24 protein-coding genes and 2 pseudogenes are annotated in these 23932 nt (G+C 65.2%); 7 read left to right on the forward strand and 19 right to left on the reverse strand.

Annotated features, from left to right (window positions below):
* Positions 1-19: 19 nt before the first annotated feature.
* The 7 genes and pseudogenes from AC0IX7_RS17630 to AC0IX7_RS17660 form a co-directional block, all read right to left on the reverse strand.
* Positions 20-475 (reverse strand): nucleoside/nucleotide kinase family protein, encoded by a 456-nt coding sequence (locus AC0IX7_RS17630; protein WP_471813127.1) that lies wholly within the window; start codon positions 473-475, stop codon positions 20-22.
* A 422-nt stretch (positions 476-897) separates the two neighbouring features.
* Positions 898-1188, reverse strand: coding sequence for a phosphatidylglycerol lysyltransferase domain-containing protein (locus AC0IX7_RS17635; protein WP_471813129.1), 291 nt, complete (start codon positions 1186-1188; stop codon positions 898-900).
* Positions 1164-3526 (reverse strand): annotated as a pseudogene (gene mprF / locus AC0IX7_RS17640) (bifunctional lysylphosphatidylglycerol flippase/synthetase MprF). Before mprF ends, AC0IX7_RS17635 begins: the two are co-directional and overlap by 25 nt.
* The gene (locus AC0IX7_RS17645; protein ID WP_471813130.1) at positions 3475-3651 is read right to left on the reverse strand and encodes a DUF2147 domain-containing protein; all 177 of its coding nucleotides are present in this window, start codon (positions 3649-3651) and stop codon (positions 3475-3477) included. Before AC0IX7_RS17645 ends, mprF begins: the two are co-directional and overlap by 52 nt.
* Before the next feature lie 11 nt (positions 3652-3662).
* Positions 3663-3815 carry a hypothetical protein gene (locus AC0IX7_RS17650; protein WP_471813132.1) on the reverse strand — a complete coding sequence of 51 codons (153 nt, stop codon included), beginning with the start codon at positions 3813-3815 and terminating at the stop codon, positions 3663-3665.
* An 83-nt stretch (positions 3816-3898) separates the two neighbouring features.
* On the reverse strand, positions 3899-4576 hold the full coding sequence (locus tag AC0IX7_RS17655; protein WP_471813134.1) for an AcvB/VirJ family lysyl-phosphatidylglycerol hydrolase: 678 nt from the start codon (positions 4574-4576) through the stop codon (positions 3899-3901).
* A gap of 376 nt (positions 4577-4952) precedes the next feature.
* Positions 4953-5240, reverse strand: coding sequence for a chorismate mutase (locus AC0IX7_RS17660; protein ID WP_332742401.1), 288 nt, complete (start codon positions 5238-5240; stop codon positions 4953-4955).
* Between the two features lie 147 nt (positions 5241-5387).
* On the opposite strand from AC0IX7_RS17660, the gene AC0IX7_RS17665 reads away from it, so the two are divergent.
* Positions 5388-6416 carry a polyprenyl synthetase family protein gene (locus AC0IX7_RS17665; protein ID WP_471813136.1) on the forward strand — a complete coding sequence of 343 codons (1029 nt, stop codon included), beginning with the start codon at positions 5388-5390 and terminating at the stop codon, positions 6414-6416.
* Between the two features lie 4 nt (positions 6417-6420).
* Here AC0IX7_RS17665 and AC0IX7_RS17670 read toward each other — a convergent pair whose 3' ends face one another.
* From AC0IX7_RS17670 to AC0IX7_RS17685, 4 genes and pseudogenes are all read right to left on the reverse strand, one after another.
* Complete coding sequence (locus AC0IX7_RS17670) at positions 6421-7938, reverse strand: lipopolysaccharide biosynthesis protein (protein WP_471813138.1); 1518 nt, start codon at positions 7936-7938, stop codon at positions 6421-6423.
* Between the two features lie 130 nt (positions 7939-8068).
* Positions 8069-10842, reverse strand: a pseudogene (gene polA, locus AC0IX7_RS17675) (DNA polymerase I).
* 399 nt (positions 10843-11241) lie between these two features.
* On the reverse strand, positions 11242-12198 hold the full coding sequence (locus AC0IX7_RS17680; protein WP_471813140.1) for an isopenicillin N synthase family dioxygenase: 957 nt from the start codon (positions 12196-12198) through the stop codon (positions 11242-11244).
* Positions 12199-12616: 418 nt separating this feature from the next.
* Positions 12617-13114, reverse strand: a complete 498-nt coding sequence (locus AC0IX7_RS17685; RefSeq protein WP_471813142.1) for a hypothetical protein — start codon at positions 13112-13114, stop codon at positions 12617-12619.
* A 128-nt stretch (positions 13115-13242) separates the two neighbouring features.
* Here AC0IX7_RS17685 and AC0IX7_RS17690 point away from each other — a divergent pair, with 128 nt between their 5' ends.
* Both AC0IX7_RS17690 and AC0IX7_RS17695 read left to right on the forward strand, forming a co-directional pair.
* Complete coding sequence (locus AC0IX7_RS17690) at positions 13243-14502, forward strand: multidrug effflux MFS transporter (RefSeq protein WP_471813144.1); 1260 nt, start codon at positions 13243-13245, stop codon at positions 14500-14502.
* A 78-nt stretch (positions 14503-14580) separates the two neighbouring features.
* The gene (locus AC0IX7_RS17695) at positions 14581-14925 is read left to right on the forward strand and encodes a DNA primase (RefSeq protein ID WP_471813146.1); all 345 of its coding nucleotides are present in this window, start codon (positions 14581-14583) and stop codon (positions 14923-14925) included.
* A gap of 33 nt (positions 14926-14958) precedes the next feature.
* Here the strand turns inward: AC0IX7_RS17695 and AC0IX7_RS17700 are convergent, their stop codons facing one another.
* Positions 14959-15165 (reverse strand): hypothetical protein, encoded by a 207-nt coding sequence (locus AC0IX7_RS17700; RefSeq protein WP_471813147.1) that lies wholly within the window; start codon positions 15163-15165, stop codon positions 14959-14961.
* A gap of 367 nt (positions 15166-15532) precedes the next feature.
* Here AC0IX7_RS17700 and AC0IX7_RS17705 point away from each other — a divergent pair, with 367 nt between their 5' ends.
* The 3 genes from AC0IX7_RS17705 (at position 15533) to AC0IX7_RS17715 (ending at position 18090) form a co-directional block, all read left to right on the forward strand.
* Complete coding sequence (locus tag AC0IX7_RS17705; RefSeq protein WP_471813148.1) at positions 15533-16129, forward strand: outer membrane protein; 597 nt, start codon at positions 15533-15535, stop codon at positions 16127-16129.
* Between the two features lie 682 nt (positions 16130-16811).
* Positions 16812-17816, forward strand: a complete 1005-nt coding sequence (locus tag AC0IX7_RS17710; RefSeq protein WP_471813149.1) for a thermonuclease family protein — start codon at positions 16812-16814, stop codon at positions 17814-17816.
* The gene (locus AC0IX7_RS17715; RefSeq protein WP_471813150.1) at positions 17806-18090 is read left to right on the forward strand and encodes a type II toxin-antitoxin system RelE/ParE family toxin; all 285 of its coding nucleotides are present in this window, start codon (positions 17806-17808) and stop codon (positions 18088-18090) included. Before AC0IX7_RS17710 ends, AC0IX7_RS17715 begins: the two co-directional genes overlap by 11 nt.
* Before the next feature lie 13 nt (positions 18091-18103).
* On the opposite strand, the gene AC0IX7_RS17720 is transcribed toward AC0IX7_RS17715, so the two are convergent.
* From AC0IX7_RS17720 to AC0IX7_RS17745, 6 genes are all read right to left on the reverse strand, one after another.
* Positions 18104-18376 (reverse strand): DUF2442 domain-containing protein, encoded by a 273-nt coding sequence (locus AC0IX7_RS17720; protein ID WP_471813152.1) that lies wholly within the window; start codon positions 18374-18376, stop codon positions 18104-18106.
* A 61-nt stretch (positions 18377-18437) separates the two neighbouring features.
* Entirely contained in the window at positions 18438-18680 is a 243-nt protein-coding gene (locus AC0IX7_RS17725; RefSeq protein WP_471813154.1) for a helix-turn-helix domain-containing transcriptional regulator, read from the reverse strand.
* A gap of 25 nt (positions 18681-18705) precedes the next feature.
* Positions 18706-18993: a hypothetical protein gene (locus tag AC0IX7_RS17730; protein WP_471813155.1), complete on the reverse strand. Its 288-nt coding sequence runs from the start codon at positions 18991-18993 to the stop codon at positions 18706-18708.
* A complete protein-coding gene (locus tag AC0IX7_RS17735; RefSeq protein ID WP_471813157.1) occupies positions 18947-19423 on the reverse strand; it encodes a hypothetical protein in 477 nt (158 codons plus the stop codon). The genes AC0IX7_RS17730 and AC0IX7_RS17735 overlap by 47 nt, the downstream gene beginning before the upstream one ends.
* 79 nt (positions 19424-19502) lie before the next feature.
* A complete protein-coding gene (locus AC0IX7_RS17740; protein WP_471813158.1) occupies positions 19503-20555 on the reverse strand; it encodes a ribonucleotide-diphosphate reductase subunit beta in 1053 nt (350 codons plus the stop codon).
* Positions 20556-20616: 61 nt separating this feature from the next.
* Complete coding sequence (locus AC0IX7_RS17745) at positions 20617-20820, reverse strand: hypothetical protein (RefSeq protein WP_132736349.1); 204 nt, start codon at positions 20818-20820, stop codon at positions 20617-20619.
* 71 nt (positions 20821-20891) lie between these two features.
* Between AC0IX7_RS17745 and AC0IX7_RS17750 the strand changes: the two genes are divergently transcribed.
* Positions 20892-21152, forward strand: coding sequence for a DUF2171 domain-containing protein (locus AC0IX7_RS17750; protein ID WP_187502156.1), 261 nt, complete (start codon positions 20892-20894; stop codon positions 21150-21152).
* 137 nt (positions 21153-21289) lie between these two features.
* On the opposite strand, the gene AC0IX7_RS17755 is transcribed toward AC0IX7_RS17750, so the two are convergent.
* Positions 21290-23089 (reverse strand): ribonucleoside-diphosphate reductase subunit alpha, encoded by a 1800-nt coding sequence (locus AC0IX7_RS17755; protein WP_471813160.1) that lies wholly within the window; start codon positions 23087-23089, stop codon positions 21290-21292.
* Between the last annotated feature and the right edge of the window lie 843 nt (positions 23090-23932).

Below are 23932 nucleotides of genomic sequence, written 5' to 3' on the forward strand. Positions count from 1 at the left end.
CTGGCGTTTTACGCGGTCGTCAGTCGAGCAGCGCGACGATCTCCGTGGCGATCTCGGCGGGCGCCCGCGACGCGCCGTTCTCCACGGTCGAGACCGTAGCCCACCGACCCAGCAGACCCGTCTTCGCCATCGCCGTGTAATTCGTCCGCACCCGGTCCTGCAGCCCGGTATCCGCCTCGTAGGCGTCGAACGCATCGTCGGTGTAGGACCGCTTGCGCTTCTTCAGGATGAGTCCGCGGGCGATCTCGGCGGGGGTATCGAGATACACCGACAGGTCGGGCGTCGGCAGCGCGAACGACCCCGTCTCCAGATCGGCGATCCACGCCATCATCGAGTCCGCTTCGTCGGCCGGGACCTGCGCCGCCTGATACGCCATGTTCGAGGCGATGTAGCGGTCGAACACCACCACGTCGTTCGCCGCCATCGTCGCCAGCAGGTGATCGCGCGACTCCATCCGGTCGAGCGCGTACAGCACCGCGGCGGCTTTCGGCGACGTGCCGCGCGGAGCGTTCCCGCCAGCATCGCGCCGAGCGCCCAGCCGCCGACCGTCTCGGTATAGCGCGGGAACGACACGACCTCGGCGGTGCGGCCGGCGGCGCGCAACTGCTCGACGACCAATGCCGAGGCAGTGGCCTTGCCCGCGCCGTCGGCGCCTTCGATTGCCAGAAGGAAGCTCATGGGGGAGCCCTAGAACGGATCGCCCTGCGGTTTAAAGCCATCTCGTCATGCAGGGCCCTTCGGCAAGGTTCAGAAGAGCCACGTTCCGGCGTCCACGGTGGCACACTCTTCCTTGTTCTCCCGCGAAGGCGGGAGCCCAGACTGGATCCCCGCCTTCGCGGGGAAACAGGCTTGCTTGCCGACCGACTGGTTCCAAGCGAACAGTTTGTAGGCCAAGCCCTACCGGCTCACCAGAGCCTGCAAATCGATCAGCCCGCGCAGCAGCGAGGTGCCGCCTGGCGAGGCGATGTAGCGCGGCGTCCAGTTCGGGCGGAACTTCTCCTTGTAGGCGCGCAGGCCGGCGAACCCGTAGAAGCGCTCGCCATGGCGGAACAGGAATGCGGCGACCTTCGACCACGTCGGCGACAGCCGCCGCGCCTCGATCCCCGACAACGGCGCCATTCCCAGCGAGAAAGTGCGATAGCCGTGCTCGTGGCCCCACAGCATCAGCCGCGTGAACAGGAAGTCCATGCCCCCTGCGGCATCGACTCGGCGTGGCGCATCAGGTCGACCGACAGCTCCTGCTTGTTCGGCGTGCCCCAGACATTGGCGAAGGCGACAATGCGCCCGTCGATCCGCACCACCGCGCAGTCGAACTTCGCCATATACCCGGCTCGAACCGGCCGACGCTGAATCGCTTCTCGGCGTGGTTCTTGTCGGCCAGCCACCAGTCGGAGATCGCGTGCAATTCGGGCATGATCGCGGGCATCTCGGCGGCGGGCACGACCGCGAACTCGGCGCCGGCCCGCTCGGCGACGCGGCTCGCCTTGCGCACGCTGCGCATGTCGGGCGTGTCGAGCGTGAAGCCCTCCAGCTCGACGGTCGCCTCCTCGCCGTATTTGACGAGCTTCAACCCCATCTCGATCGCGATCGGCACGATCCTGAGGCCGATCTGGTACAGCAGCAGCCGGCCCTGCGCGGCATCGGCGCGCGCGCGGATCGCCCAGAGGAGTTCGGACCACGCCTCCGCCGGGCCGACCGGATCGCCGATCACGATCCAGCTCGCGCCCTTCACCTGGTACATGAGGAACGCGTCGCCGCTGTCCGACACCAGGAACCGCTTGTCTCCGGTAAAGGCGAGCATTGCGTCGGTGCGGTCGGCATGCGCGAGCGCCGCCTCGGCGACGTCGCGCGGCAGTTCGTCGTGGATCATCGGCACGGGCGCGGCCGCGAATAGCCGCCAGATCGCCGCGCCGATCAGCAACAGCCCGACCGCCAGGCTGGTGCGCAGGAAGCGCGAGGCGTTCGCGTCGGTCTCGAACCGCCACCACAGGTCGCTCGAATAGCCGACATGGCGATAGGCGAAGAAGCCGATCAGCACCGACAGGCCTATCGCGACGCCGACGCCGACCAGCCATTCGGGCGACAGCGGCTCCGCGGTCAGCCGCGTCCGGCGATAGAAGGCCGCTCGTGTCCATTGCAGCGCGGCGGCGGTCAGCACGAGCACGGTCGCCTCCTCGTAATCGAGGCCCTTGGCGATCGACAAAAGAGTCCCCGTGACCAGCAGCAGCCGCGCCGCCCAGAACGCACCGTCGAGCCGCCGGTACAGCCCGAGCGCGACGAACAGCAGCATCACGCCGACGAGGCTCGCCGCGACATGCGCCATCTCGCTGATCGGCAGCGGCAGGACGCTCGCCAGCACGTCCATCCGGCCCGGCGCGGCGGGCAGCGCGCCTGAGACGAGCAGCATCGCGCCGCACATGAAGACGAGCACGCCCAGCAGCAGCGGCGCCAGGGGCAGCGCGATCGCCAGCGGATCGGTGCCGCGTCGCTCCTGTCCGGCGGTGCGGTCGCGACGACGCCATTGCCGGCCCTCGTGGAACGCGAGCAACACCGCCGCCAGGATAAGCGGCGCGACGTAATAGATGATGCGATAGGCGAGCAGCGCGGCGAGGATGGTCGCGTTGTTCTGCGGCATCGTCGCGATGATCACCGCCTCGAACACGCCGAGCCCGCCCGGCACATGGCTGATCAACGCGACCACGATCGCCACCGCATAGCCGAGGAACAGCACCGGATAGAGGTCTGGCGAGGCACCCGGCAACAGCACGAACAGCGCTGCGCTCGCCGCCGCGAGGTCGACCGTGGAGACCAGCACGAGCGCCAGCGCCTGCCGTGCATCGGGCAAGGGCAGTCGCCAGCCGAACAGCCCGATCGCCCCGCCGCGGCGATAGCGCAGGACGATCGCCAGCATCGCGAGCGGGATCGCGATGCCGATCGACCGCTCCAGCAGCGGCGGCATGGTCCAGCGGACGATCGGCAGCATGCCCGGATGCAGCGCCATCGACAGGCAGGCGACGGTGATCACGCCCGCCCAGAACGTCACGCCCGCGATCAAAACGACGCGCGCGACCGCGGCTTCGTCGAGGCCCGCGCGACTGTAGACCCGGTAGCGCGCGGAGCCGCCGGTCAGCATCGCGAGGCCGAGATTGTGGCTGATCGTGTAGCTGGTGAACGAGGCGACCGCCGCGGTGCGCCACGGCAGCGGGTGGCCGATCACCCGGAGCGCGATCGTGTCGTAGAAGGTTAGCGCGATGTAGCTGATGACCGTCAGCGCGATCGACGCGGACAATTCGGGCCAGCCGAGCGCCGCGAACGCCGCGCGGACCTCCGACAGGCGGATCTCCGCAGTGAGCTTGTGGATCGCCGCGAAGCCGAGCACCGCGACCACCAGCACCGCGAGCGCGATCAGAGTGCCGCGGCGATGTGCGATCCAGTCGCGGATTCGGGCCCAGTCGCGGATCCTGGTCACGCGCGTCAACCGCGTCGCCACGTCTGCGTCTTGCACAGGAAGCCGCCGATCAGGCACCCCTTCACGTCGATCGTGTCCGCGTCGACCAGCGTCAGCGTCGATCCAAAGGTGCGCCCCATGTCGGGCACGAAGATCTGCCCGGACCATCGGTTGCGACCGCTTGGGCGGTATTCGCGCAGCAACGCCGTGCCGATCAGCTTGGGGTGCCGCCATCGCGCGCGTCGCCTTGCGCTTCTTCGTCGGCGCGGACGACCCAGCCGCACAGCTTGCTGCCGCCGGTCTTGTCGGGGCAGGCACCGGTCTTCACCGCCACGCTGTTCTTCGGATTATGCCAGACGCCTTCCACCGCGGAAGCGGGAGCGGGGAAGCGGGAGCGGGCTGCCCGCGGCCATCGCGAGCGCCATCATTGCAGCAACCATCGGTCGATCCTCAATCCGCGAATACGAACCGCGATAGCACGTCGTAGAGCGCATCGGCGTCGCGGTGAAGCGGGTGTCCGCCGGGTAGGGCGACCCGCCGTGCATTGGCCTGGGTCAGCAACGGACACAGACTCTCGGCCTCCTCGACGCCCTGCACGCACAGCAGCGGCGCCCAGTCGAGACGGTGGGCGGTCGGCAGCGCATCGGTGGTCGGCGTCCAGTAATCGAACACTTCGTTCGGGGACGCCCGGAACTGGACGGTGTTCTCGGGCACGATCAGCGCGACCTTCGCGATCTTGGCGCGCAGGTCGGGGGCCAGGTCGACGAGCCCGACGTGCAGCATGTCCGCGCCGAACGACTGGCCGATCAGCACGACCCGGTCGGTCTGCCCGAACCGCAGCGCCCGCTGTTCGGCGCGCGCGATCAGCGTCGTGATGTCCGCCGGCGTGCGCGTCCGGCGCAAGTAGGTGAGCGTGTTGACCGCGACCACCGGTACGCCGTCCGCCGCGAGCCGACGCGCGATCTGCGGCGCCATGCCGATCTTGTATCCGAGATCGCCGGTCAGCAGGACCGCGGCGAACGGGCGGCGGGGCTTTGCCGGCGTCGTGATGGCGGGGACGTCGGTGAACAGCGGGCCACCGAAATAGCCGAGCCAGCCCATGAAACCGGTCGCGCCGATTGCGAGCACGGCAAAAGCGAGCAACGATCGTCGAAACCACGTCATTCGCAACCGATTGCACGCCTTTGAATGATCGACAAATGGAGCAAGGGTGACGTTTTCGTCATTCTGCTGCTCCCCTCCCTGGAAGGGAGGGGCTGGGGGTGGGTTGGCCAGCGCGTGTCACAACGGTCTGATATGCGGAAACCGACCCACTTCGACCCCTCCCTTCCAGGGAGGGAGAAGACCCAGTTAAGGGACGAGGAACCGTCGTTTTGCCTCCTTAGCTCCCCCTCCCTGGAAGGGAGGGCTGGGGGTGGGTCGGCCGGATTGTGTCGCAGCGGTCCGATATGCGGACGCCAACTTACCCCGAACCTCCCTCCCTGGAAGGGACGAAAATCGCCCCTCAGGCGGGATCGTGCGCTAGCCGCTCGTGGTGCCGGATCACCTCGTCGATGATGAAGCGGAGGAATTTCTCCGAAAACTCCGGGTCGAGCTGTGCCTCCGCCGCCAGATGCCGCAATCGGGCGATCTGGCGTTCCTCGCGGCCGGGATCGGCGGCCGGCAGGCCGTGCGTCGCCTTGTGCCGGCCGACCGCCTGGGTCACCTTGAAGCGCTCGGCGAGCATGTGGATCAGCGCCGCATCTATATTGTCGATGCTCTGGCGGTATCCGGTCAACAGGTCGTCAGCCACCTACCTACCCTTTCCTTGGTTCGGCGCGCCTTTGCGGGGACGCGGCCGGATCGGCAAGGTGTCGTACGGCAGACTGGGGCGAGCCGGGTACGCCGAGGGTCGGCAAGGGTTGCTTTGCAGGGGCATAGGCGGCAGAGGCTCGGGCAGATGAGCGCTACCGTCCACCGCCTCGACACCCTTCGTCCCAATCCCGAGTCACAGCCCTCGCTGGACCCGATGGTCAAGCTCGTCACCGGCGATATGGACCAGGTCAACGCGGTCATCCGCGGGCGGATGGAGTCGGAAATCCCGCTGATCCCCGAACTCGCCGGTCACCTGATCGCGGGCGGCGGCAAGCGGATGCGGCCGATGCTGACGCTCGCGAGCGCGCAACTGATCGATTATAGCGGTACGCAGCACCACCTGCTCGCCGCCGCGGTCGAATTCATCCACACCGCGACTTTGCTCCACGACGACGTCGTCGACGGCTCGGACCTGCGCCGCGGCAAGCGGACCGCCAACATCATCTGGGGCAACCCCGCCAGCGTGCTGGTCGGCGACTTCCTGTTCAGCCGCAGCTTCGAACTGATGGTCGAGGCGGGCAGTCTTAAGGCGCTGAAGATCCTGTCCTCGACCAGTGCGGTCATCGCCGAGGGCGAGGTGAACCAGCTCACCGCCGCGCGCCGCGTCGATCTCGGCGAGGAGCGCTATCTCGACATCATCGGCGCGAAGACCGCCGCGCTGTTCGCCGCGGCTTGTCGGATTTCGGCTGTCGTCGCCGAGCGTCCCGAAGCCGAGGAGGCCGCGCTCGACGCCTATGGCCGCAACCTCGGCATCGCGTTCCAGCTGGTCGACGATGCGATCGATTACGTCTCGGACGCGGACACGATGGGCAAGGACGCGGGTGACGATTTCCGCGAAGGGAAAATGACGCTCCCGGTGATCCTGGCTTACGCACGCGGCTCGGCCGAGGATCGCGCGTTCTGGAAGGATGCGGTCGAAGGACGCCGCGACAGCGACGCCGACCTGCAACACGCGGTTCGCCTGATCCGCTCGACCCGTGCGATCGACGACACTTTCGCGCGGGCCCGTCATTACGGCCAGCGCGCGATCGACTCGATCGGCGGCTTTGCCAATGGCGACGCCAAGGATGCGATGGTTGAGGCCGTCGAGTTCGCGGTCGCCCGCGCGTACTGAAGACCTAGAGGACCGGCGATCCGGTCTGCGGTAACGCGGGTTCGACGGCTTCCGGTTTCTTGCCGAACAGCGCGCGGTCCGCGGGGCCGAAAGCGTATTTCCACAGAATGTAGAGATAGGTCGCGGCGATCGCGGGTTCGCCGATCGCGAGTTCGACCCATTCGTAGCGCTTGGGCAATGCTGTGAAGGCGCCGCCGACGACGATCGCGGCGCCGGCGGCCCAGACCAGTGGCCAGCGCCACGGCGAGACCTTTGCACCGAGCAGGTGGCCGAGCAGCTTCGCCTTGATGATCGAGGTCACGCCCACCGACAGCATCAGTGCGATCGCCGGGCCCGCCGCCTGGTAATTGACCGGATAGCCCAGCGCGCGGATCGTGAAGATCAGCGCGAAACTGAGCCCGACCTGGAACGCAAGCATGGCCGCGGAGATCATCAGGTTACGGTGGCGGGCGATGTAGACGAGCGCGGATTCGCTGACCGCGCCGGTCGACGCCAGCACCTCGGCGGTCAGCAGGAACGCGAGCGCGGCGGTGCCGGCGACGAACTGCGGGCCGACCACGCCCATCACCGCTTCGCCGGGTATCGAGCCCATCAGCGCGAGCCCGCCCTGCGCGGCCATGATCCAGAATGCGACCTGACGCACCTGGTTGGCGATCGCGGCGCGGTCGTTGATCGCGAGGCTGTGGGTGATGACGGGGCCGAGGATCGGGTCGAAGCTGGTCTTGAGCTTCTGTGGCAGGCTCGCGACCTGTTGCGCCATGTAATAGATACCGACGATCTTGGGTTCGAACATCACGCCGAGGATGAAGCGGTCGACGTTGCGGCTGCCCCATTCGAGGATGTCGGCGCCGGCCAGCGGCACGTTGGCGCGGGCGAGCGCGTAGAGCGGGCGGAGGTGCGGCGACCAGCCGCGCGGCACCCCGTAGCTGCGCAGGAACGGCACGAGGCTGGCGATCAGCGCTGCGGTCATCGACGCGACATAGCTCAGCACGAGGCCGTCGCGGATCGTGAAATAGGAGAAGGCCCAGGCGGCGATCGAGATCGTCCACGGCTCGACCACCGCGCGAGCAGTCACCGCTGCCTTGACGTTGAGCCTGTACGCAAGTGCCGCAAGGCTGACGTCGGACCAGGCGACCGCGACGATGATCAGCGGCAGGAACCGGTCGAGCCCGGTGATCGCGCTGTTCGGATACATGATCTGCGGAAAGGTGCAGAGCACGGCGCTGGCGATGAGCGATGCGACGAACGCGACCGCCATCGCGTCCCAGACGACATTGGCGTGGGGGCGGTCGGCGCTGCTGAGCGCCTGCGCGAGGCCGCGCTTGAGGCCGAGCGTTGCGAGCAAGGCGGCGAGTTCGACGACCACGACTGCGATCGCGAACCGACCAACGAGGTCAGGGCCGTAGATGCGGCCGGCGATGAATAGGAACGGGATACGCGCGGCGAGGCGGAGGACGAAGCCGGCGATGTTGGTGCGGCCGCCCTTGGCGAGCGTGTCGATATCCTGCGTGGCCTCGGTCACGCTTCTCCCTCCCTGGAAGGGAGGGGTAGGGGTGGGTCGGCCCGTGAGGTTCGGTTGCGCCTGCCTCAGGCCGACCCACCCTCGGCCCTCCCTTCCAGGGAGGGGGGAAGATTTTCGGGCATCGACTGGCTCAATGCGCGGCGCCCCAGCTGAGGCCTGTGCCGATCTCGATGCCGAGCGGAACGTCGAGCGTCACCGCGGGTTGTGCCGCCGTCGCCATCACGCGTTCGATCACAGGCTTGGCCGCCTCGACATCATCCTCGGGCAACTCGAACACGAGTTCGTCGTGGACCTGGAGGAGCATGCGGACGTTCGGGAGGCCAGCTTCGAGCAACGCGGGGCCCATGCGGATCATCGCGCGCTTGATGATGTCCGCACTCGTCCCTTGGATCGGCGCGTTGATCGCGGCACGCTCGGCGCCTTGGCGTTCGTGCTGGATCTTCGAGCGAATGCGCGGAAAGTGGGTTTTTCTCCCGAACAGCGTGGTGGTGTAGCCGCTGGCGCGGACGCTCTCCGTCGTTTCTACGATGTAGGTCGAGATGCCGGGGAAGCGATCGAAATAGCGGTCGATCATCGCCTGCGCTTCGTCCGCCGACACGTCGAGGCGACCGGCGAGACCCCAGCGCGAGATGCCGTAGAGGATCGCGAAGTTGATCGTCTTCGCGCGGCCGCGGGTGTCGCGGTTGACCTCGCCGAACAGTTCCTGCGCGGTGAGGCTGTGGATGTCGTCGCCGTTCGCGAACGCGGCCTTCAGCGCGGGGACGTTGGCCATGTGCGCGGCCAGCCGCAGCTCGATCTGCGAGTAATCGGCGGCGAGGATGACGTTGCCGGGCTCGGCCACGAACGCATCGCGGATCTGGCGGCCGATCTCGGTGCGGATCGGGATGTTCTGGAGGTTCGGATCGGTCGAGGACAGGCGGCCGGTCTGTGCGCCCGTCAGCGAGTAGGACGTGTGGACACGGCCCGTCGCCGGGTTGATCTGCGCCTGCAACGCGTCGGTGTAGGTGGATTTCAGCTTCGACAGCTGGCGCCAGTCGAGAACCTTTCGCGCGATCACCGCGCCCGGCGAATCCTTGTCCGCCGCGATCCGTTCAAGTTCGGTGACGTCGGTCGAATAGACGCCGGACTTGCCCTTGCGGCCGCCCTTGATGCCCATCTTCTCGAACAGCACGTCGCCGAGTTGCTTGGGGCTGCCGATCATGAACGGGCCGCCGGCGAGCGCGTGGATCTCGGTTTCGAGGCTCGCCATCTGGCCGGCGAACTCGGTCGAGAGCTTCGACAGTTTCGCGGCGTCGACCTTGATCCCATGCATCTCCATCTGCGCGATGACGGGAACGAGCGGGCGGTCGACCATCTCGTACACGCGGGTCGAGCCTTCCGCGGGGAGGCGGCGCTTGAAGCGGCGCCACAGGCGGAGCGTCACGTCGGCGTCCTCGGCGGCGTAGCGCGTGGCGGCCTTGAGGTCGATTTCGTTGAAGGTGCGCTGCGTCTTGCCGGTGCCGACGACGTCCTTGAACGCGATGCAGCTGTGCGAGAGATGCGTGGCGGCAAGTTCGTCCATGCCGTGGCCGTGGAGGCCGGCGTCGAGATCGAAGCTCATCACGATCGTGTCGTCGAACGGGGCGATCTGCACGCCGCCGGTGGACGCGTAGGCGCGGCTGAGGACGATCATGTCGTACTTCAGGTTGTGGCCGATCTTCAGGATGCTCGGATCCTCCAGCAACGGCTTCAGTTTCGCGAGCACGAGCGCGCGATCGAGCTGGACCGGGTTTTCCGCGAGCAAATCCGTCCCGCCATGCGCGATAGGTACGTAGCAGGCGAGGTTCGGATGCAGCGCCATGCTGATCCCGACGAGATCGGCGCGGGTCGCGTCGATGCCGGTGGTCTCGGTGTCGATGGCGATCCAGCCCTGGTGTTTCGCCACGGTGATCCAGCGATCGAGCGCGGCTTCGTCGACGACGGTTTCATAGTCGTCGTGCTTGCACGGCTCGTCGTCGTCCATGTCGGCGACGACGGGCGACTCGGTGACGGGGGCTTCGGCGATCGCGGACAGCTTGGCGAGCAGCGACTTGAAGCCGTGATGCTCGAGAAACGCCCGCAGCGGCGCGTCGGGAATGCCTTTGAGTTCGAGGTCTTCGAGCGGTTCGGGCAGCGCGACGTCGCATTTGAGCGAGACCAGCACCTTCGACAGCCGCGCCATCTCGGCATGCTCGATCAGGTTATCGCGCAGCTTGCCCTTCTTCATGCCGTCCGCCGCGGCGAGCACGGATTCGAGATCGCCGTGTTCGAGGATCAGTTTCGCCGCGGTCTTGGGGCCGACGCCGGGCACGCCGGGGACGTTGTCGACGCTGTCGCCCATCAGCGCGAGGACGTCGCCGAGTTGCGCGGGGTGACGCCGTGGAATTTCTCCGCGACATGCTCCGCGCCGAGCCGGCGGTTGTTCATCGTGTCGTACATGTCGAGCCCGGGCTCGATCAGCTGCATCAGGTCCTTGTCGGAGCTGACGATCGTGACTTCCCAGCCTTGGGCCAGCGCGGCCTTCGAATAGCAGGCGATGATGTCGTCGGCCTCGAGTCCCTCGGTCTCGATGCACGGCAGCGAGAAGGCACGCGTGGCATCGCGGATCATCGGGAACTGCGGGACGAGATCCTCGGGCGGGGGCGGACGCTGCGCCTTGTACTTGTCGTAGAGATCGTTGCGGAAGGTCTTCGACGATTTGTCGAGGATGACCGCCATGTGGGTCGGGCCGTCGGCGGCGTGGACCTCGTCCGCGAGCTTCCACAGCATCGTCGTATAGCCGTACACCGCGCCGACCGGCTCGCCATGCTTGTTGGTGAGCGGCGGCAGCCGGTGATAGGCGCGGAAGATGTAGCCGGAGCCGTCGACGAGATAGAGATGGGGCATCGCGCGCGGTCTAGCGGATGCGGGGCGCGGACCAATGGGCGAAGCGTGGTTGTTGGGTATCAGGTGGGGAGAAAAGCGGTGGGGTGTTTGGGGGCGCGGCCGTTCCTATGACGAACCGCCACCCCGGCGAAGGCCGGGGCCCAGTTGGGGGACGGTGATAATGAAGCGATGCGTATCGTTACTGCAACCTTTCCAACTGGGCCCCGGCCTCCGCCGGGGTGGAAGAGGAAGGTAGTAGCGGAGGTTTGGGGCGTGCCCGGAATCGCAATCCGCCCCCGCCAGGGGAGGTGGCGCCGAAGGTGACGGGAGGGGGAAGCGGAACGGCGGTTACCCTTTCTCCCCTCCGTCTGGCGATTGCCAGCCACCTCCCCTGGCGGGAGAGGATCGACATGCCTCGCCCTACTTCTTGATCAGGCCGATCTCGACCAGCCGCTCGTACAGATAGTCATGCGCGGTGATCGGCGTCGGATAGCGGTTCGCGTTGTCCGGCGTGATCGTGCCGGGCAGCGTCTCGATCAGGAAGTCCGGCGCGGGATGCAGAAAGAACGGCATCGAATAGCGCGAATGGCCGCGGCGCTCGGGCGGCGGGTTGACGACGCGGTGGGTGGTCGAGGGCAGCACGTTGTTGGTCAGCCGCTGCAGCATGTCGCCGACGTTGACGACCATCGCGCCCTCGGGCGGCTTGATCGACAGCCAGCGGCCGTTGGCGCGGTCGAGCAGTTCTAGGCCGGCTTCCTCGGCGCCGAGCAGCAATGTGATGAGGTTGATGTCCTCATGCGCGCCGGCGCGGACGCCCTCCGCATCGGCGGGGATCGGCGGGTAATGCAGCAAACGAAGTATGCTGTTGCCGTCCTTCACCGCCGGGTCGAACCAGTCGGGCTTGAGCTTCAGGTGGCGCGCGATCGCGGACAGAAGCTTGTCGCCGGCGCGGTCGAAGGCGGCGAACAGTTCGAGGAAGACCGGCTTGAATCCCTCGGGGCGGGTGGGCCAGACGTTCGGCGCCATCGTGTCCGCATAGCGATGACCCTCGGGGAGTTCGCGGCCGACGTGCCAGAATTCCTTGAGGTCGACGACCTTGGCATCCTTGGCGATCTCGGTCTTGAACGGCGTGTAGCCGCGCGCGCCGCCGCCGCCGGGGATGTGATAGCCGCGCTTCTCGTCCTCGGGCAGATCGAACAACAGCTTGGTCTCGGCCCAAGCGCGCTCGATCAAATCGGCGGGGATGCCGTGATCGGCGACGATCGCGAAGCCAAACCGCTCGAACGATTCGCCGAACGCGGCGGCGAAGCCGTCGGGGTCGGTGTCCTGCGTAGCGAGGCTGAGCGTCGGGACCTGGGCAGCGGGGGTGTCGAGCATGGGGTTCGTGTCCGGATTGGGGTTGCACCCGATATAGGGGGTCGGGGAGGCGGTGCCAAATGCCTGGGTTAGGGTTGGTTTACATTTTGAACGATCCTCCCCCGCCAGGAGGAGGTGTCGCCGGAGGTGACGGAGGGGAGGATACGGAGCAGACGTGGCTCTCGCCTCCCCTCCGTCTGGCAAGCGCCAGCCACCTCCCTGGCGGGGGAGGATTGTAGGGCCGCTCCGTTATCCCGGTCATGTATCTTCTCGTCATCCCCGCGGAGGCGGGGACCCATATACTCAAAGGTTAGCCAATCTGGGTCCCGCTTCCGCGGGGATGACGCTCCGCGGGGATGACGATGCATGTTTTTGCAGATCAGTGGATTCCGGAACAAGGCGCTCCTGCCGAAGGGCCCGGCATGACGGAAGGGGAGCGCTACCCGCTGATGACGATCGTGCCGGTCGCCTTGTCCGCGCCATCCGGGGCGAGTTCGAGGCGGAAGGGTTTGTTCTCGTCGGTCGTGCCGATCAGGTTCGCGCCCTCGGGATGCACCTGGTAGCCGACCTTGCCGAGCCGCTGTGCGAACCAGTCGCGGACGATCGTCGGGGTGGCGGGGCTGGCGAAGGCCACGCGGAGCCCGCCGGCCTTGTCGTCGCCCACGATGTTCAAATTCTTGATCGACGACCCCGGATACAGCCGGACGCCGTTGAGATCGAAATTGCCGGTGTCGATCCTGATCTTCGGCAGCTTCACCGTGCCCTGGAAGCCGGGGACGTCGATCTTCATCTCGCCGGTCTCGCCGTTGATCGCGCCGAGCACGTTGCCGCCATCCGCGTTGATCGACACCGACGCGCCTTCGTTCGAGCGGTCGCAGGCGGCTAGCGCGAGCACGCCCACGAGACCAACGGTAGCGAGAAAGAGCGGGCGGATCATGGATGCCTCCGAAGTGTATTGTTATGACAACACAGATAGGAGGCATCGGCGTATCGCGCAATCATCTCCGAACCGCGCCGGTTAGCGGGTTTCGCGCGACCGCCCGAGCGGGTAGAGGCGCTGGCATCATGCAGACCCAGGAACCTCAATCCGACGCGCCGGCGATGCGTGGCGCGCCGATCGGCTTCGTCGAGTTCGTCGCGCTCGTCGCCTCGCTGATGTCGCTGACCGCGCTCGGCATCGACTCGATGCTGCCCGCGCTGCCGGCGATCGGCGACTCGCTCGGCGTCGCGTCGGAGAACAGCCGCCAGTTCGTCGTGACCGCGTTCGTGATCGGCTTCGGCGTCGCGCAGCTCGTCCACGGTCCGCTCGCGGATCGCTTCGGGCGGCGGACGGTGCTGCTCTGGTCGCTGGTGCTCTACATCATCGCCAACGTCGCCTGCGCCACCGCGGGAAGTTTCACGTTGCTGCTGGTGGCGCGGGTATTCGGCGGCGCGGTGATCGCCGCCGCGCGCGTCGCGACGATCGCGCTGGTTCGCGACTGCTATCACGGGCGGGCGATGGCGCGGGTGATGTCGATCGCGTTCATGGTCTTCATGATCGTCCCGATCCTGGCGCCGACGTTCGGCTGGACGGTGCTCCAGTTCGGCGACTGGCGTGCGATCTTCTGGACGGTCGCGGTGCTGACGCTGGGCGTGCTGGTGTGGTTCTACCTGCGGATGCCGGAGACGCTGGCGCCCGAGAACGTCCTGCCGATCACGCCGGGACGGATCCTGAGCGACTGGCGCCAGACGCTCGTCGATCGCCACTCGCTCGGGTACACGCTCGCGTCGACCGCGTTGATGGGCGCGCTGTACGGCTATCTCAATTCGATCCAGCAGATCATGGCGGACGTGTTCCACAAGCCGACGCTGCTCGCGCTGATCTTCGCGACGACGTCGGTGACGATGGCGGCGTGCAACCTGCTCAACTCGCGGATCGTGATGCGGCTGGGGACTCGGCTGATCAGCCACGGCGCGCTGTCGGTGCTGATCCTGGTGTCGCTCGTCCACCTGTTCGCGATCGAGATCGGGTTCGAGACGCTGGTCAGCTTTGCGGTCTTCCAGGCGCTGACGCTCGGCTGTTTCGGACTGGCGACGTCGAACTTCTCGGCGATGGCGATGGAGAATACGGGGCGGATCGCCGGTACCGCGTCGAGCGTGCAGGGATTCCTGAGCGTGACCGTCGGCGCGGTGATCGGTGCGCTCATCGGCCAGGCGTTCAACGGCACGACCGTGCCGCTGGTCGCGGGGTTCCTCGGCGCAGGGTTGGCGGCATTGCTGGCGATCCTGGTCACCGAACGGGGTCGCTTGTTCCGGCCGGCGTCGACCGCGCCCAAGCGCGCTTGAAGGAACCACCGCGCACGTCCACCGTTCGCATCGGGTAAGCCCGTGACACGCGGGCGTCCTGGAACGAGGAGTGTGACCATGGGCGGACATCAGGTGCCGAGTGCCGGTTCGGGCGACGACGGTTATGACGAAGAGGGCTATGACGAGAGCCAGCGCGCCGAGATCCTCGAGGCCACGCGTAACGGGCCGAGCGACGGCATCATCCTGACCGATCTCGAACCCGACCTGGGCGAAGACGACACGGACGACGAGTCGATCGACGAGACCAAGATGGACTCCGAAGAGGCCGGCGAGACCGACGCCTCCGTCACGATGGACGAGGACGACATGGACGAGGACGACGTCCAGGACGAACTCGACGATGGCAGCATCGAAGACGACGAAGACCTGGACGATGCCGACGACGTCGCGTTGAAGCCCTGATCCGTCCGCGACGCGCTCAAGGTGAGCGCGTCGCTATCCGCCCGCGTTCGCCAGCACGGCGAGATCGCGGGCGTCGAACGCCGCGCCGGTTGCGTCGGTCGGTTGCGTGGCAGGCATTCCCGACGGTGCGTTCGTCGGCGGTTCAGGGGCATCGGTGGCTACGTCATAGGCGGTCCACAGGATCCCTGCCGACCAGAACAGCGCTGCCCAGCGGCTGCGGAAAAGACGCGAAAATCCCATTCATGCTGCATTGCACACAGAGTCTTGCCGCTCCGTGATCGGATAGGCTTAACGCAGGCCCCGGCTGCTTTTTGCCACTTTTCCGCTGTATTTTGACAGTCTGGCCGCCATGATTGACATGGTTCGTTCATCCAAATGACAGGAACCGTTGCTGTAACGCAACACCCGGGAACAGTTCCCTGAATGTGACATTTTTTGTGCAACCATGTGCCCGCCGGCCTGTTTCGACTTGCCTGGACCAAACCGACGCACCGTGCAGTCGGGGATCCACGCAACACACGAGATAAGGTCAAATTCACATGCGTAAGCTTTCCTGGCAATCGCCCTCGCCGCTGCAACGGTCGCAGTTCCCGCCTTCGCGCAGGACATGTCGGCACCGGCCCCCACCGACAACAGTGCGCAGCCCGGCGAGGCAGCTGCTCCGGACGGCTCGAAGGCATTCGGCATCGAGCCGTACTTCGGCGTCATGGGCGGTTGGGAGCAGTTCGACAACGAGCGCGGCCACGGCATCCCGCAGGCGCTGAACGCCGACAACTCGCTGCGTCGCGGCTACAAGCCCTCGGGCTCGCTGGTTCAGGGCGTCCTCGGCGTGAACGTGCCGCTCGGCCCGGTTTTCGTCGGTGCTGAAGGCAACGTCATCAAGGGCATCGAAGGCAACATCGATTGGGAATATGGCGCAGCAGGCCGTTTCGGCTTCCGCGCTGGCGACAGCGGCCTGATCTACGGCAAGGTCGGCTACCAGTGGGTGAACTTCGACAAGTTCTCGGCACGTTCGACCAACGGTGGCGACACCGGTCGTGACTACAGCGCGATCACCTACGGCATCGGCGCAGAAGTCGGTCCGCAGAGCATCGGCCTGAAGGGCATCACCGGCAACGCAGGCTTCCGCATCCGCGCCGAGGTCAACACCTTCGGCGACGCGCAGAGCTTCCGTCCGATGCTCGGCATCATCACGCACTTCTAAGCCTTTGCCTCGCAAGAGGTATAAGCTGGATGCGTAACGGGGCGGGGAGTGGCTAGGGCCATTTCCCGCCCTTCGTGTGTCTGGCGTTTGCGGCGTGTCGAGTCGGTGACGTGTCCGGAGTATGGCCGCTCGCACGGTTCCGGGCATGGGTCCCCGAGCATGGCGCCCCGAACATGGGACTGCGAGCATGGCGGTGCTTGCGGCGGGATCGATGACGGGTGCGATTTTCGGCACCGCGTCGGCCGGGATGTGCGGGAGCGGTGCCGCGGGCCGATCCGGGCCTGACCGACGCATGCAGGACAACGAGTTCGCCGTATCCGGTCGGTACTGCCCAGCATCGACCCGCTAGCTGGCTCGCGCCCGTTGGATTGGCACATGAGAGAGTGGGCAGATAGTTCGGTACTTGCCGGGCATTTGGCAGACTAACCGACCGGTTTGACGGTCCCCCGGTGTGCGCGCCTGATGTTTCGGGACGGAAAGTTTACCGCGTCTCACGGTCGGCAACTTCATCCGGCACCTGGCGAACATCGGCATCGGGTAGGCAGCGCGGAACCGTCCTCGGCCAGCTTGCGTCGGGTGAGAGATGTTCACGATGCGTTCGCCTTGTTTCCGACTCCGCTTACCGCAACCCACCCTGCGACTAGGGTGACATCGTCGCGCGCGCGCGTACGCGCGAGGGACGATGGAGTATGTGTTTGATTTCATGCGGTTGCTGAGCGGCGATCGTGCAGCCGCCCCGCGCCGCGGTGGGGCGGCGCGCCGTCCAGCGCCCGGAGTCCTGCTGCAACTCCGTCTGGTGTTCTATGGCGTGCTGCTCGGGCTGATGATGCCGGTGATCCGCCAGATCGACTGGTCCGCGCTCGTGCCGCCGGGGCTGAAGGTCGAATGGCCGACCGGGTTCGGCATCGCCTGGCCCGCCGGGCATTTCCGCGTGCCCGGAGGCTGGGGTTGGGCCGAGGATGGTGCCAAGGCGGAGGCGCCGTCCGCAGCGGCGGCTGCCGGCGCTGCGGCCAACGCCGGTGGCGCGACCGCCGCTACCGGCACTCTCGCCACCGCAGCGGGCATCGCCAGCGCGGCGTCGACCGCCGCCGCATCTGCACTATCGGGCGGCAAGCCCGTATCGGCACGCTTCACGATCTGCGGCCATGCCAAGCGGATCGACTGCATGGTCGACGGCGACACCTTCTGGATGGCCGGAACCAAGATCCGCATCGCCGACATCGACACCCCGGAAACCCACCCACCCCGCTGCGCCCGCGAAGCGCGTCTGGGCAAGGCCGCGACGCTGAAGATGCAGGCGATGCTCAACGCCGGCCCCTTCACGCTGACCCTGATCAAGCGCGACGTCGACCGCTACGGCCGCAAACCCGCATCGTCGAGAGGGGCGGCGTGTCGCTGGGCGCGGTCCTGGTCCGCCACGGCCTCGCGCGGCGCTACGGCGGCGGGAAGCGCTCGCCTTGGTGTGGATAGGGTTGGGCTTACCGGAACGCCGGTAATGCGTTATGCTCGATCCATGGCCACACACGTCGACGAGTTCGAAAAGCTGGAAGCCGATCATGGTGCGGTCGACCATGGCTATGAAAGCTGGAAACGCGCGAAGATCGAGCGTGGCCTGAGGCAGGCGCAGGATCGGTCGTCGATGATCTCGGTCGAACAGGTGCTACGCGACCTGACGATTGACGGTTAACTTCACGCCGCAAGCGCGGGATGACCTTCGCGCCATTCGTGACTGGATCGCTGAAAATGACTCCAGAGCCGCGGAGCGAGTCGTTGTCCGCATCGTCCAGACGGCGATGATGTTCGGGCAATTCCCGCTTCTGGGTCGTTCCGGGCAGGTCAGTGGAACGCGGGAGTTCTCGGTCGTCGGATTACCGTATCTGATCGTGTACGCGCTTGCCGCCGATGGCGATGTCGACGTGCTGACCGTGCTGCATGCGCGCCGGCGGTATCCTGCCGATTGAAAGAATGGGGTCTCTATAGGGGGCAGGCGGCGGAAAGGGCCTGTTCGTCTGTCAGGCCCAGTCGACGATGGAGACTGTCAGCAGACATTTCGAACCCGTTGGGCCAGGCGAGCGCGCCGCTTTCGATGAAGGCGCGGGCGAAGTAGGCGGGGTCGGAAAGAGGGCGCGTCATGACCGTGTCGCGTGCGATGAGATCGGCGGCCGACCAGAGTGCCGCAGCGCCATCCGAGAATACGAGTTGCAGGGCGTCGTCGCCTTCTACGGTTACGCGGACGAGTTTAATCATCGAGGTCTGCACCGGCGATCATCTCCAGCGGCAACAGGTTGATCCGGCATCTGGCATGGGATCACGCTGCCTTTGCGGTCAGTTTGAGACCTAGCGCCTTGAGCGTTCGGATGACTGAGTCGAGCGGAATATCGGGCCGGGGCTTGGGCTGTTCGGCGATACCGCGGACCTTAGCTACGTCGGCGAGTGCGGCGGCGATCAACGCGGGGTCGCCGTCTTCGAAGACCGCTTCGAGATAGGCGAGAATCGCGGCGTCGCTGTTGAGATGATCGGTGACGTTCCAGTCGGTGGTTTCGACGGCCATCAGTCAGACTCCTCACACGTTACGTTCAGGCTGTTCTGTTGTGCTGCTTTGACGTGTATTGAGCATTGAGTGCGGACACTGCATTCGGGAGATCGCCCGGGATGCTTGTAAGAAACGCCAATAGAAAATCACTAGCGGCGGCAAATAATCCATCAATCTGGTCGTCGGTGAAAGTGGGATCGGCTACATCGAGCTGAATATGTGAACTGAGTGGGATAAGGTCGTGGGTAAAGCTGTTTCTGCTTACGATCAAAATATCAATTAATTCAGAATTTTTCGGCGGTGCAAAGCTTGGGAAGAAGCATTGGATCATATAGATGAAGCGTGACGAGCGGGTAGGGAGTCTCGAAAAAGCTTTCTTCCCATGATCTTATGGCTTGTTTCAGATCGCCTGTTGCATCGGATCTCTTTTTGTAACCAGTCAGCGACTTGAGATCAATGCCAACAGGGTCCAAATGATCTAAGCAGCTTGCCAAAGTGATTTCCATAGCGGCTTCGACTATGTCGGCCAATACGATTACCGTACGACGTTTTGTTCTTTGGTAATCGCGAGTCGCTTCGTTGCTTGCCGAAATAAGGGTGGTTTTCACCCACTCTATCCACCTAGATAACGACTCCTTTTCTTGAACGGTAAATTCCGTCATCTTATCCTGATAAAATGACGGAATCATTTGTGCATAAGGATCAATCATGCTGATTGCCCGATAGCAAAGGGCATGATGCTCCTGCTCGTCTACAATCAACGTGATGGCCTCTCCCAGTGCTTTTTGAAGCCTGTTAAGTAGGGTTCGGCGGTTATTGTCTACAGCGTCTGTAACGTGCTCACTCCGCCGCAACCGAATCGCTGAACATGTCCCGAACTTCGCTCAGGTCCACGTTCGCAGCCGGCCCCTTCTTCGCGGTCTGGCGCTTGTCGAAGCTATCCCAGACGTCGTTCCACTGGCCCTTGGTCGCGGCCTTCGAATATTCGGTGGCGCGCTGTTCGAAGAAGTTGGCGTGCTCGACGCCGTTGAGCATCGGCGCGAGCCAGGGCAGCGGGTGCTCGTCGATCATGTAGATCGGCTTCAGGCCGAGCTGCGTCATGCGCCAGTCGGCGATGAAGCGGATGTACTTCTTGATCTCCTTGGGGGTCATGCCGTTGACCGGGCCCATCTCGAAGGCGAGGTCGATGAAATTGTCCTCGAGGCGGATCGTCGTCTGGCAGACGTCGGCGATGTCGTCCTTGATCGCCTTGGTCAGGCACTGGCGCTCCTGACAGAAGGTGTGGAACATCTTGATGATGCCCTCGCAGTGGAGGCTCTCGTCGCGGATCGACCAGGTGACGATCTGGCCCATGCCCTTCATCTTGTTGAAGCGCGGGAAGTTCATCAGCATCGCGAACGACGCGAACAGCTGGACGCCCTCGGTGAAGCCGCCAAACATGGCGAGCGTGCGGGCGATGTCCTCGTCGTTGTCGACGGTGAACTTCTGCATGTAATCATGCTTTTCCTTCATCTCGGCATATTCGAGGAAGGCGCCGTACTCGCTCTCGGGCATGCCGATGGTGTCGAGCAGATGGCTGTAGGCGGCGATGTGGACCGTCTCCATGTTGCTGAACGAGGTCAGCATCATCTTGATCTCGGTCGGCTTGAACACGCGGCCGTACTTCTCGTGGTAGCAATCCTGCACCTCGACATCGGCCTGCGTGAAGAAGCGGAAGATCTGCGTGAGCAGGTTGCGCTCGTGGTCGCTGAGCTTCTGCGCCCAATCGCGGCAATCCTCGCCCAGGGGCACTTCCTCGGGGAGCCAGTGGAGCTGCTGCTGGCGCTTCCAGAACTCGAACGCCCAGGGGTATTCGAACGGCTTGTACTGCTTGGAGGCGTGAAGGAGGGACATGGGGTAAGCCTTTCGGGAATTGGTTTTAAATCTGGAAACTGGTTGGATCAGGTCGCGTGTTTCATGTCTCGGTGCTCCATTGCCACATCGCGGCGGCGGACATGGCGAGGACGATCGCGCCCGAGGTGAGCATGATGCCGATCATGCGGAACGCGTAGGTTTGTTGCTCGGTGATGCTCGGGCTGCGCAGACGGAGCAGCATCGCGGTGCCGACGATTCCGAGCACGCCCGCGACCACGAACATGATAGCTGAACCATATGTCATGCGGCGAACTCGCATGACGTGCGTTGAGATGCCGAGCCCCGTATCGGGGAACCCACCACAGGAGAACGACCATGGTCGATGCAACCCAGATCCAGGAACATGCCGAAGTCATCGGCGCGGACGGCGTCCATGTCGGCACCGTCGACAAGGTCGAAGGCAACCGCATCAAGCTGACCAAGAAGGACTCGGGCGCCCAGGTCGTCGAGGGCAAGGGCCGCCATGAAGGGCATCATCACTTCATCTCGCTCGGGCTGGTTGCGGATATCGAGGACGGCAAGGTCCGGCTTTCCGCCAACGCCGACGTGGCGGTGACGTTCGAAGAAGAGGCCTGAACTCTTAGCGGCGCGTGTCGTACGCGCCGTCGAGACTGCCCGAACCCCGGTCCCGCTTCGCGCGGGCCGGGGTTTTGCGTCAGGCGCCCCCGGTCCGTGTTTCACGGGCCAGGGTCACGCTTGAGCGCCGGGGCGCCTTACTGGCAGGCAAGGCACTCATCGTAATCCTTCGACTCGACGTCGATCTGGCGCAGGTCGATGGTGTTGTCGGCCTCGACCCCGCCGGCAAAGCCCGCGCGCTGGACCGATTTCGAGCGGAGGTAATAGAGCGACTTGATGCCGAGCTCCCACGCGCGGAAGTGGAGCATCAGCAGGTCCCACTTCTCGACGTCCGCCGGGATGAACAGGTTCAGCGACTGCGCCTGGTCGATGTACGGCGTGCGATCCGCCGCTAGCTCGAGCAGCCAGCGCTGGTCGATCTCGAACGACGTCTTGTAGCAGTCCTTTTCCTCGGTCGAGAGGAAGTCGAGATGCTGGACCGAGCCGCCCTGTTCGAGGATCGAGTTCCAGACCGCGTCCGAGTTCTTCGACTTCTCGCTCAGCATCTTTTCAAGATACGGGTTCTTGATCGAGAAGCTGCCCGACAGCGTCTTGTGCGTGTAGATGTTCGCCGGGATCGGCTCGATGCACGCGCTGGTGCCGCCGCAGATGATCGAGATCGACGCGGTCGGGGCGATCGCCATCTTGCAGCTGAACTGCTCCATCGCGCCGACATCGGCGGCGTCGGGGCAGGGGCCGCGCTCGATCGCGAGCTGCATCGAGGCTTCGTTCGCCTGGCTGCTGATGTGCTTGAACATGCGCAGGTTCCACGACTTCGCCATCGCGCCCTCGAACGGGATGCCGCGTGCCTGGAGGAACGAGTGGAAGCCCATCACGCCGAGACCGACCGACCGCTCGCGGCCCGCGCTGTAGGCGGCGCGCTCCATGCCGGGTTCGTGGCGGTCGATGTAATCCTGCAGGACGTTGTCGAGGAAGCGCATGACGTCCTCGATCAGGCCCTTCTCGTCCTTCCACTGATCCCAGGTTTCGAGGTTCAGCGACGACAGGCAGCAGACCGCGGTCCGCTCGTTGCCGAGGTGATCCTTGCCGGTCGGCAGCGTGATCTCCGAGCACAGGTTCGAGGTCGAGACCTTGAGGCCGAGTTCGCGGTGATGCTTGGGCATTGCCTTGTTCACGTGATCGGCGAAGACGATGTACGGCTCGCCGGTCTGGAGACGAGTCTCGACGAGCTTCTGGAACAGCGAGCGCGCGTCGACGGTGGCGCGGATCGCCTGGTCCTTCGGCGAGCGGAGATGCCACTCGTCACCGTTGCGGACGGCTTCCATGAAGTCGTCGGTGATCAGCACGCCGTGGTGGAGGTTCAGCGCCTTGCGGTTGAAATCGCCCGAGGGTTTGCGGATTTCGAGGAATTCCTCGATCTCGGGGTGCGAGACGTCGAGATAGACCGCGGCCGACCCACGGCGGAGCGAGCCCTGGCTGATCGCGAGCGTGAGCGAATCCATGACGCGGACGAACGGGATGATGCCGCTGGTCTTGCCGTTGAGGCCGACCGGCTCGCCGATGCCGCGGACGTTGCCCCAATAGGTGCCGATGCCGCCGCCGCGCGAGGCGAGCCAGACATTCTCGTTCCAGGTGTCGACGATGCCGCCGAGGCTGTCGGGAACCGAGTTGAGGTAGCACGAGATCGGCAGGCCGCGGCCGGTGCCGCCGTTCGACAGAACGGGGGTGGCGGGCATGAACCAGAGCTTCGAGATGGCGTCGTACAGCCGCTGCGCGTGGCCGGCGTCGTCGGCGTAGGCGGAGGCGACGCGGACGAACAGGTCCTGATAGCTCTCGCCCGGCAGGAGGTAGCGATCCTTGAGCGTGTCCTTGCCGAATTCGGTCAGCAGCGCGTCGCGGCTGTGATCGACCTCGACCGGGTAGATCTGCGCGCGCACGGAGTGGCTGTCCTGTGCCTGGCGGGGGCCTTCGGAGCCTCGGCTTCGTTGGCTGCAGTGGTCTGTTCGATCGTGTCTGTGGTCATGTCGCTATCCCGGCTGCTGTCTCTGAAATCCATCGAAACCGCTCCTAGTGTTCTGTATTCGTTCGAATCGGTCGCCTGTTGCCATGCTACCATCGGGCGAGCGCAAACGGGAGAACAAAAAGTGACCATCGCGGCGGTGGAAGGCGCGCTTACGGTCATGTTGCATATGGTTATGCAAGGGTTGTTCTACCAGCGATTGGGTCCGCCCCCGAACGCAACCCCAAGAGATTGTGCCAAAGCGCGAAGAGACGCAAGGGGTGTGGTGGTGGTCGGGGGCTCGGTTCGTCGCGTTCGTCGCGGGGCTGGGCAAGCGGGGATTCGCGACGCGTGGACTTCTGCGGGGTTCGCGATGTGCAAGGGAACGGGGCGGGAACGAAAAATTATTTCGGGGGTCGAAGTGGCAAATGTTGCTTTGGTTTTGGGGGAGGGTGGGGGACCGTTACGATCCTCCCCCGCCAGGGGAGGTGGCGCCGAAGGTGACGGAGGGGGAGGACGCGCAACGTATGTGATCGCTTTCCTCCCCTCCGTCTGGCAAGCGCCAGCCACCTCCCTGGCGGGGAGGATCGAAATCTGGTTGGCGATTTATCGAGGCCTTGCTCGACGGTACCACCCCGGCGGAGGCCGGGGTCCAATTGGGGGACGTTGCCGACTGAGCGTGGCGCGTCGTTACTCCGACCTTGCCAACTGGGCCCGGCCTTCGCCGGGGTGGTGGCAATCGTGAGGTGGTGGTGAGCGTTGGAGTGGGACGTGGGCAGGG

The sequence above is a fragment of the Sphingomonas sp. AC411 genome (genome assembly GCF_979253035.1).

Coding starts and splice junctions, on each gene's coding strand:
- AC0IX7_RS17750 (WP_187502156.1), top strand. CDS start 20,892: ATGGTCGATGCAACCCAGATCCAGGAACATGCCGAAGTCATCGGCGCG.
- AC0IX7_RS17700 (WP_471813147.1), bottom strand. CDS start 15,165: ATGGGATTTTCGCGTCTTTTCCGCAGCCGCTGGGCAGCGCTGTTCTGG.
- AC0IX7_RS17725 (WP_471813154.1), bottom strand. CDS start 18,680: ATGGCCGTCGAAACCACCGACTGGAACGTCACCGATCATCTCAACAGC.
- AC0IX7_RS17665 (WP_471813136.1), top strand. CDS start 5,388: ATGAGCGCTACCGTCCACCGCCTCGACACCCTTCGTCCCAATCCCGAG.
- AC0IX7_RS17745 (WP_132736349.1), bottom strand. CDS start 20,820: ATGACATATGGTTCAGCTATCATGTTCGTGGTCGCGGGCGTGCTCGGA.
- AC0IX7_RS17730 (WP_471813155.1), bottom strand. CDS start 18,993: ATGATCCAATGCTTCTTCCCAAGCTTTGCACCGCCGAAAAATTCTGAA.
- AC0IX7_RS17740 (WP_471813158.1), bottom strand. CDS start 20,555: ATGTCCCTCCTTCACGCCTCCAAGCAGTACAAGCCGTTCGAATACCCC.
- AC0IX7_RS17695 (WP_471813146.1), top strand. CDS start 14,581: ATGGGCGGACATCAGGTGCCGAGTGCCGGTTCGGGCGACGACGGTTAT.
- AC0IX7_RS17710 (WP_471813149.1), top strand. CDS start 16,812: ATGGAGTATGTGTTTGATTTCATGCGGTTGCTGAGCGGCGATCGTGCA.
- AC0IX7_RS17680 (WP_471813140.1), bottom strand. CDS start 12,198: ATGCTCGACACCCCCGCTGCCCAGGTCCCGACGCTCAGCCTCGCTACG.
- AC0IX7_RS17705 (WP_471813148.1), top strand. CDS start 15,533: ATGTCGGCACCGGCCCCCACCGACAACAGTGCGCAGCCCGGCGAGGCA.
- AC0IX7_RS17720 (WP_471813152.1), bottom strand. CDS start 18,376: ATGATTAAACTCGTCCGCGTAACCGTAGAAGGCGACGACGCCCTGCAA.
- AC0IX7_RS17690 (WP_471813144.1), top strand. CDS start 13,243: ATGCAGACCCAGGAACCTCAATCCGACGCGCCGGCGATGCGTGGCGCG.
- AC0IX7_RS17635 (WP_471813129.1), bottom strand. CDS start 1,188: ATGGACTTCCTGTTCACGCGGCTGATGCTGTGGGGCCACGAGCACGGC.
- AC0IX7_RS17685 (WP_471813142.1), bottom strand. CDS start 13,114: ATGATCCGCCCGCTCTTTCTCGCTACCGTTGGTCTCGTGGGCGTGCTC.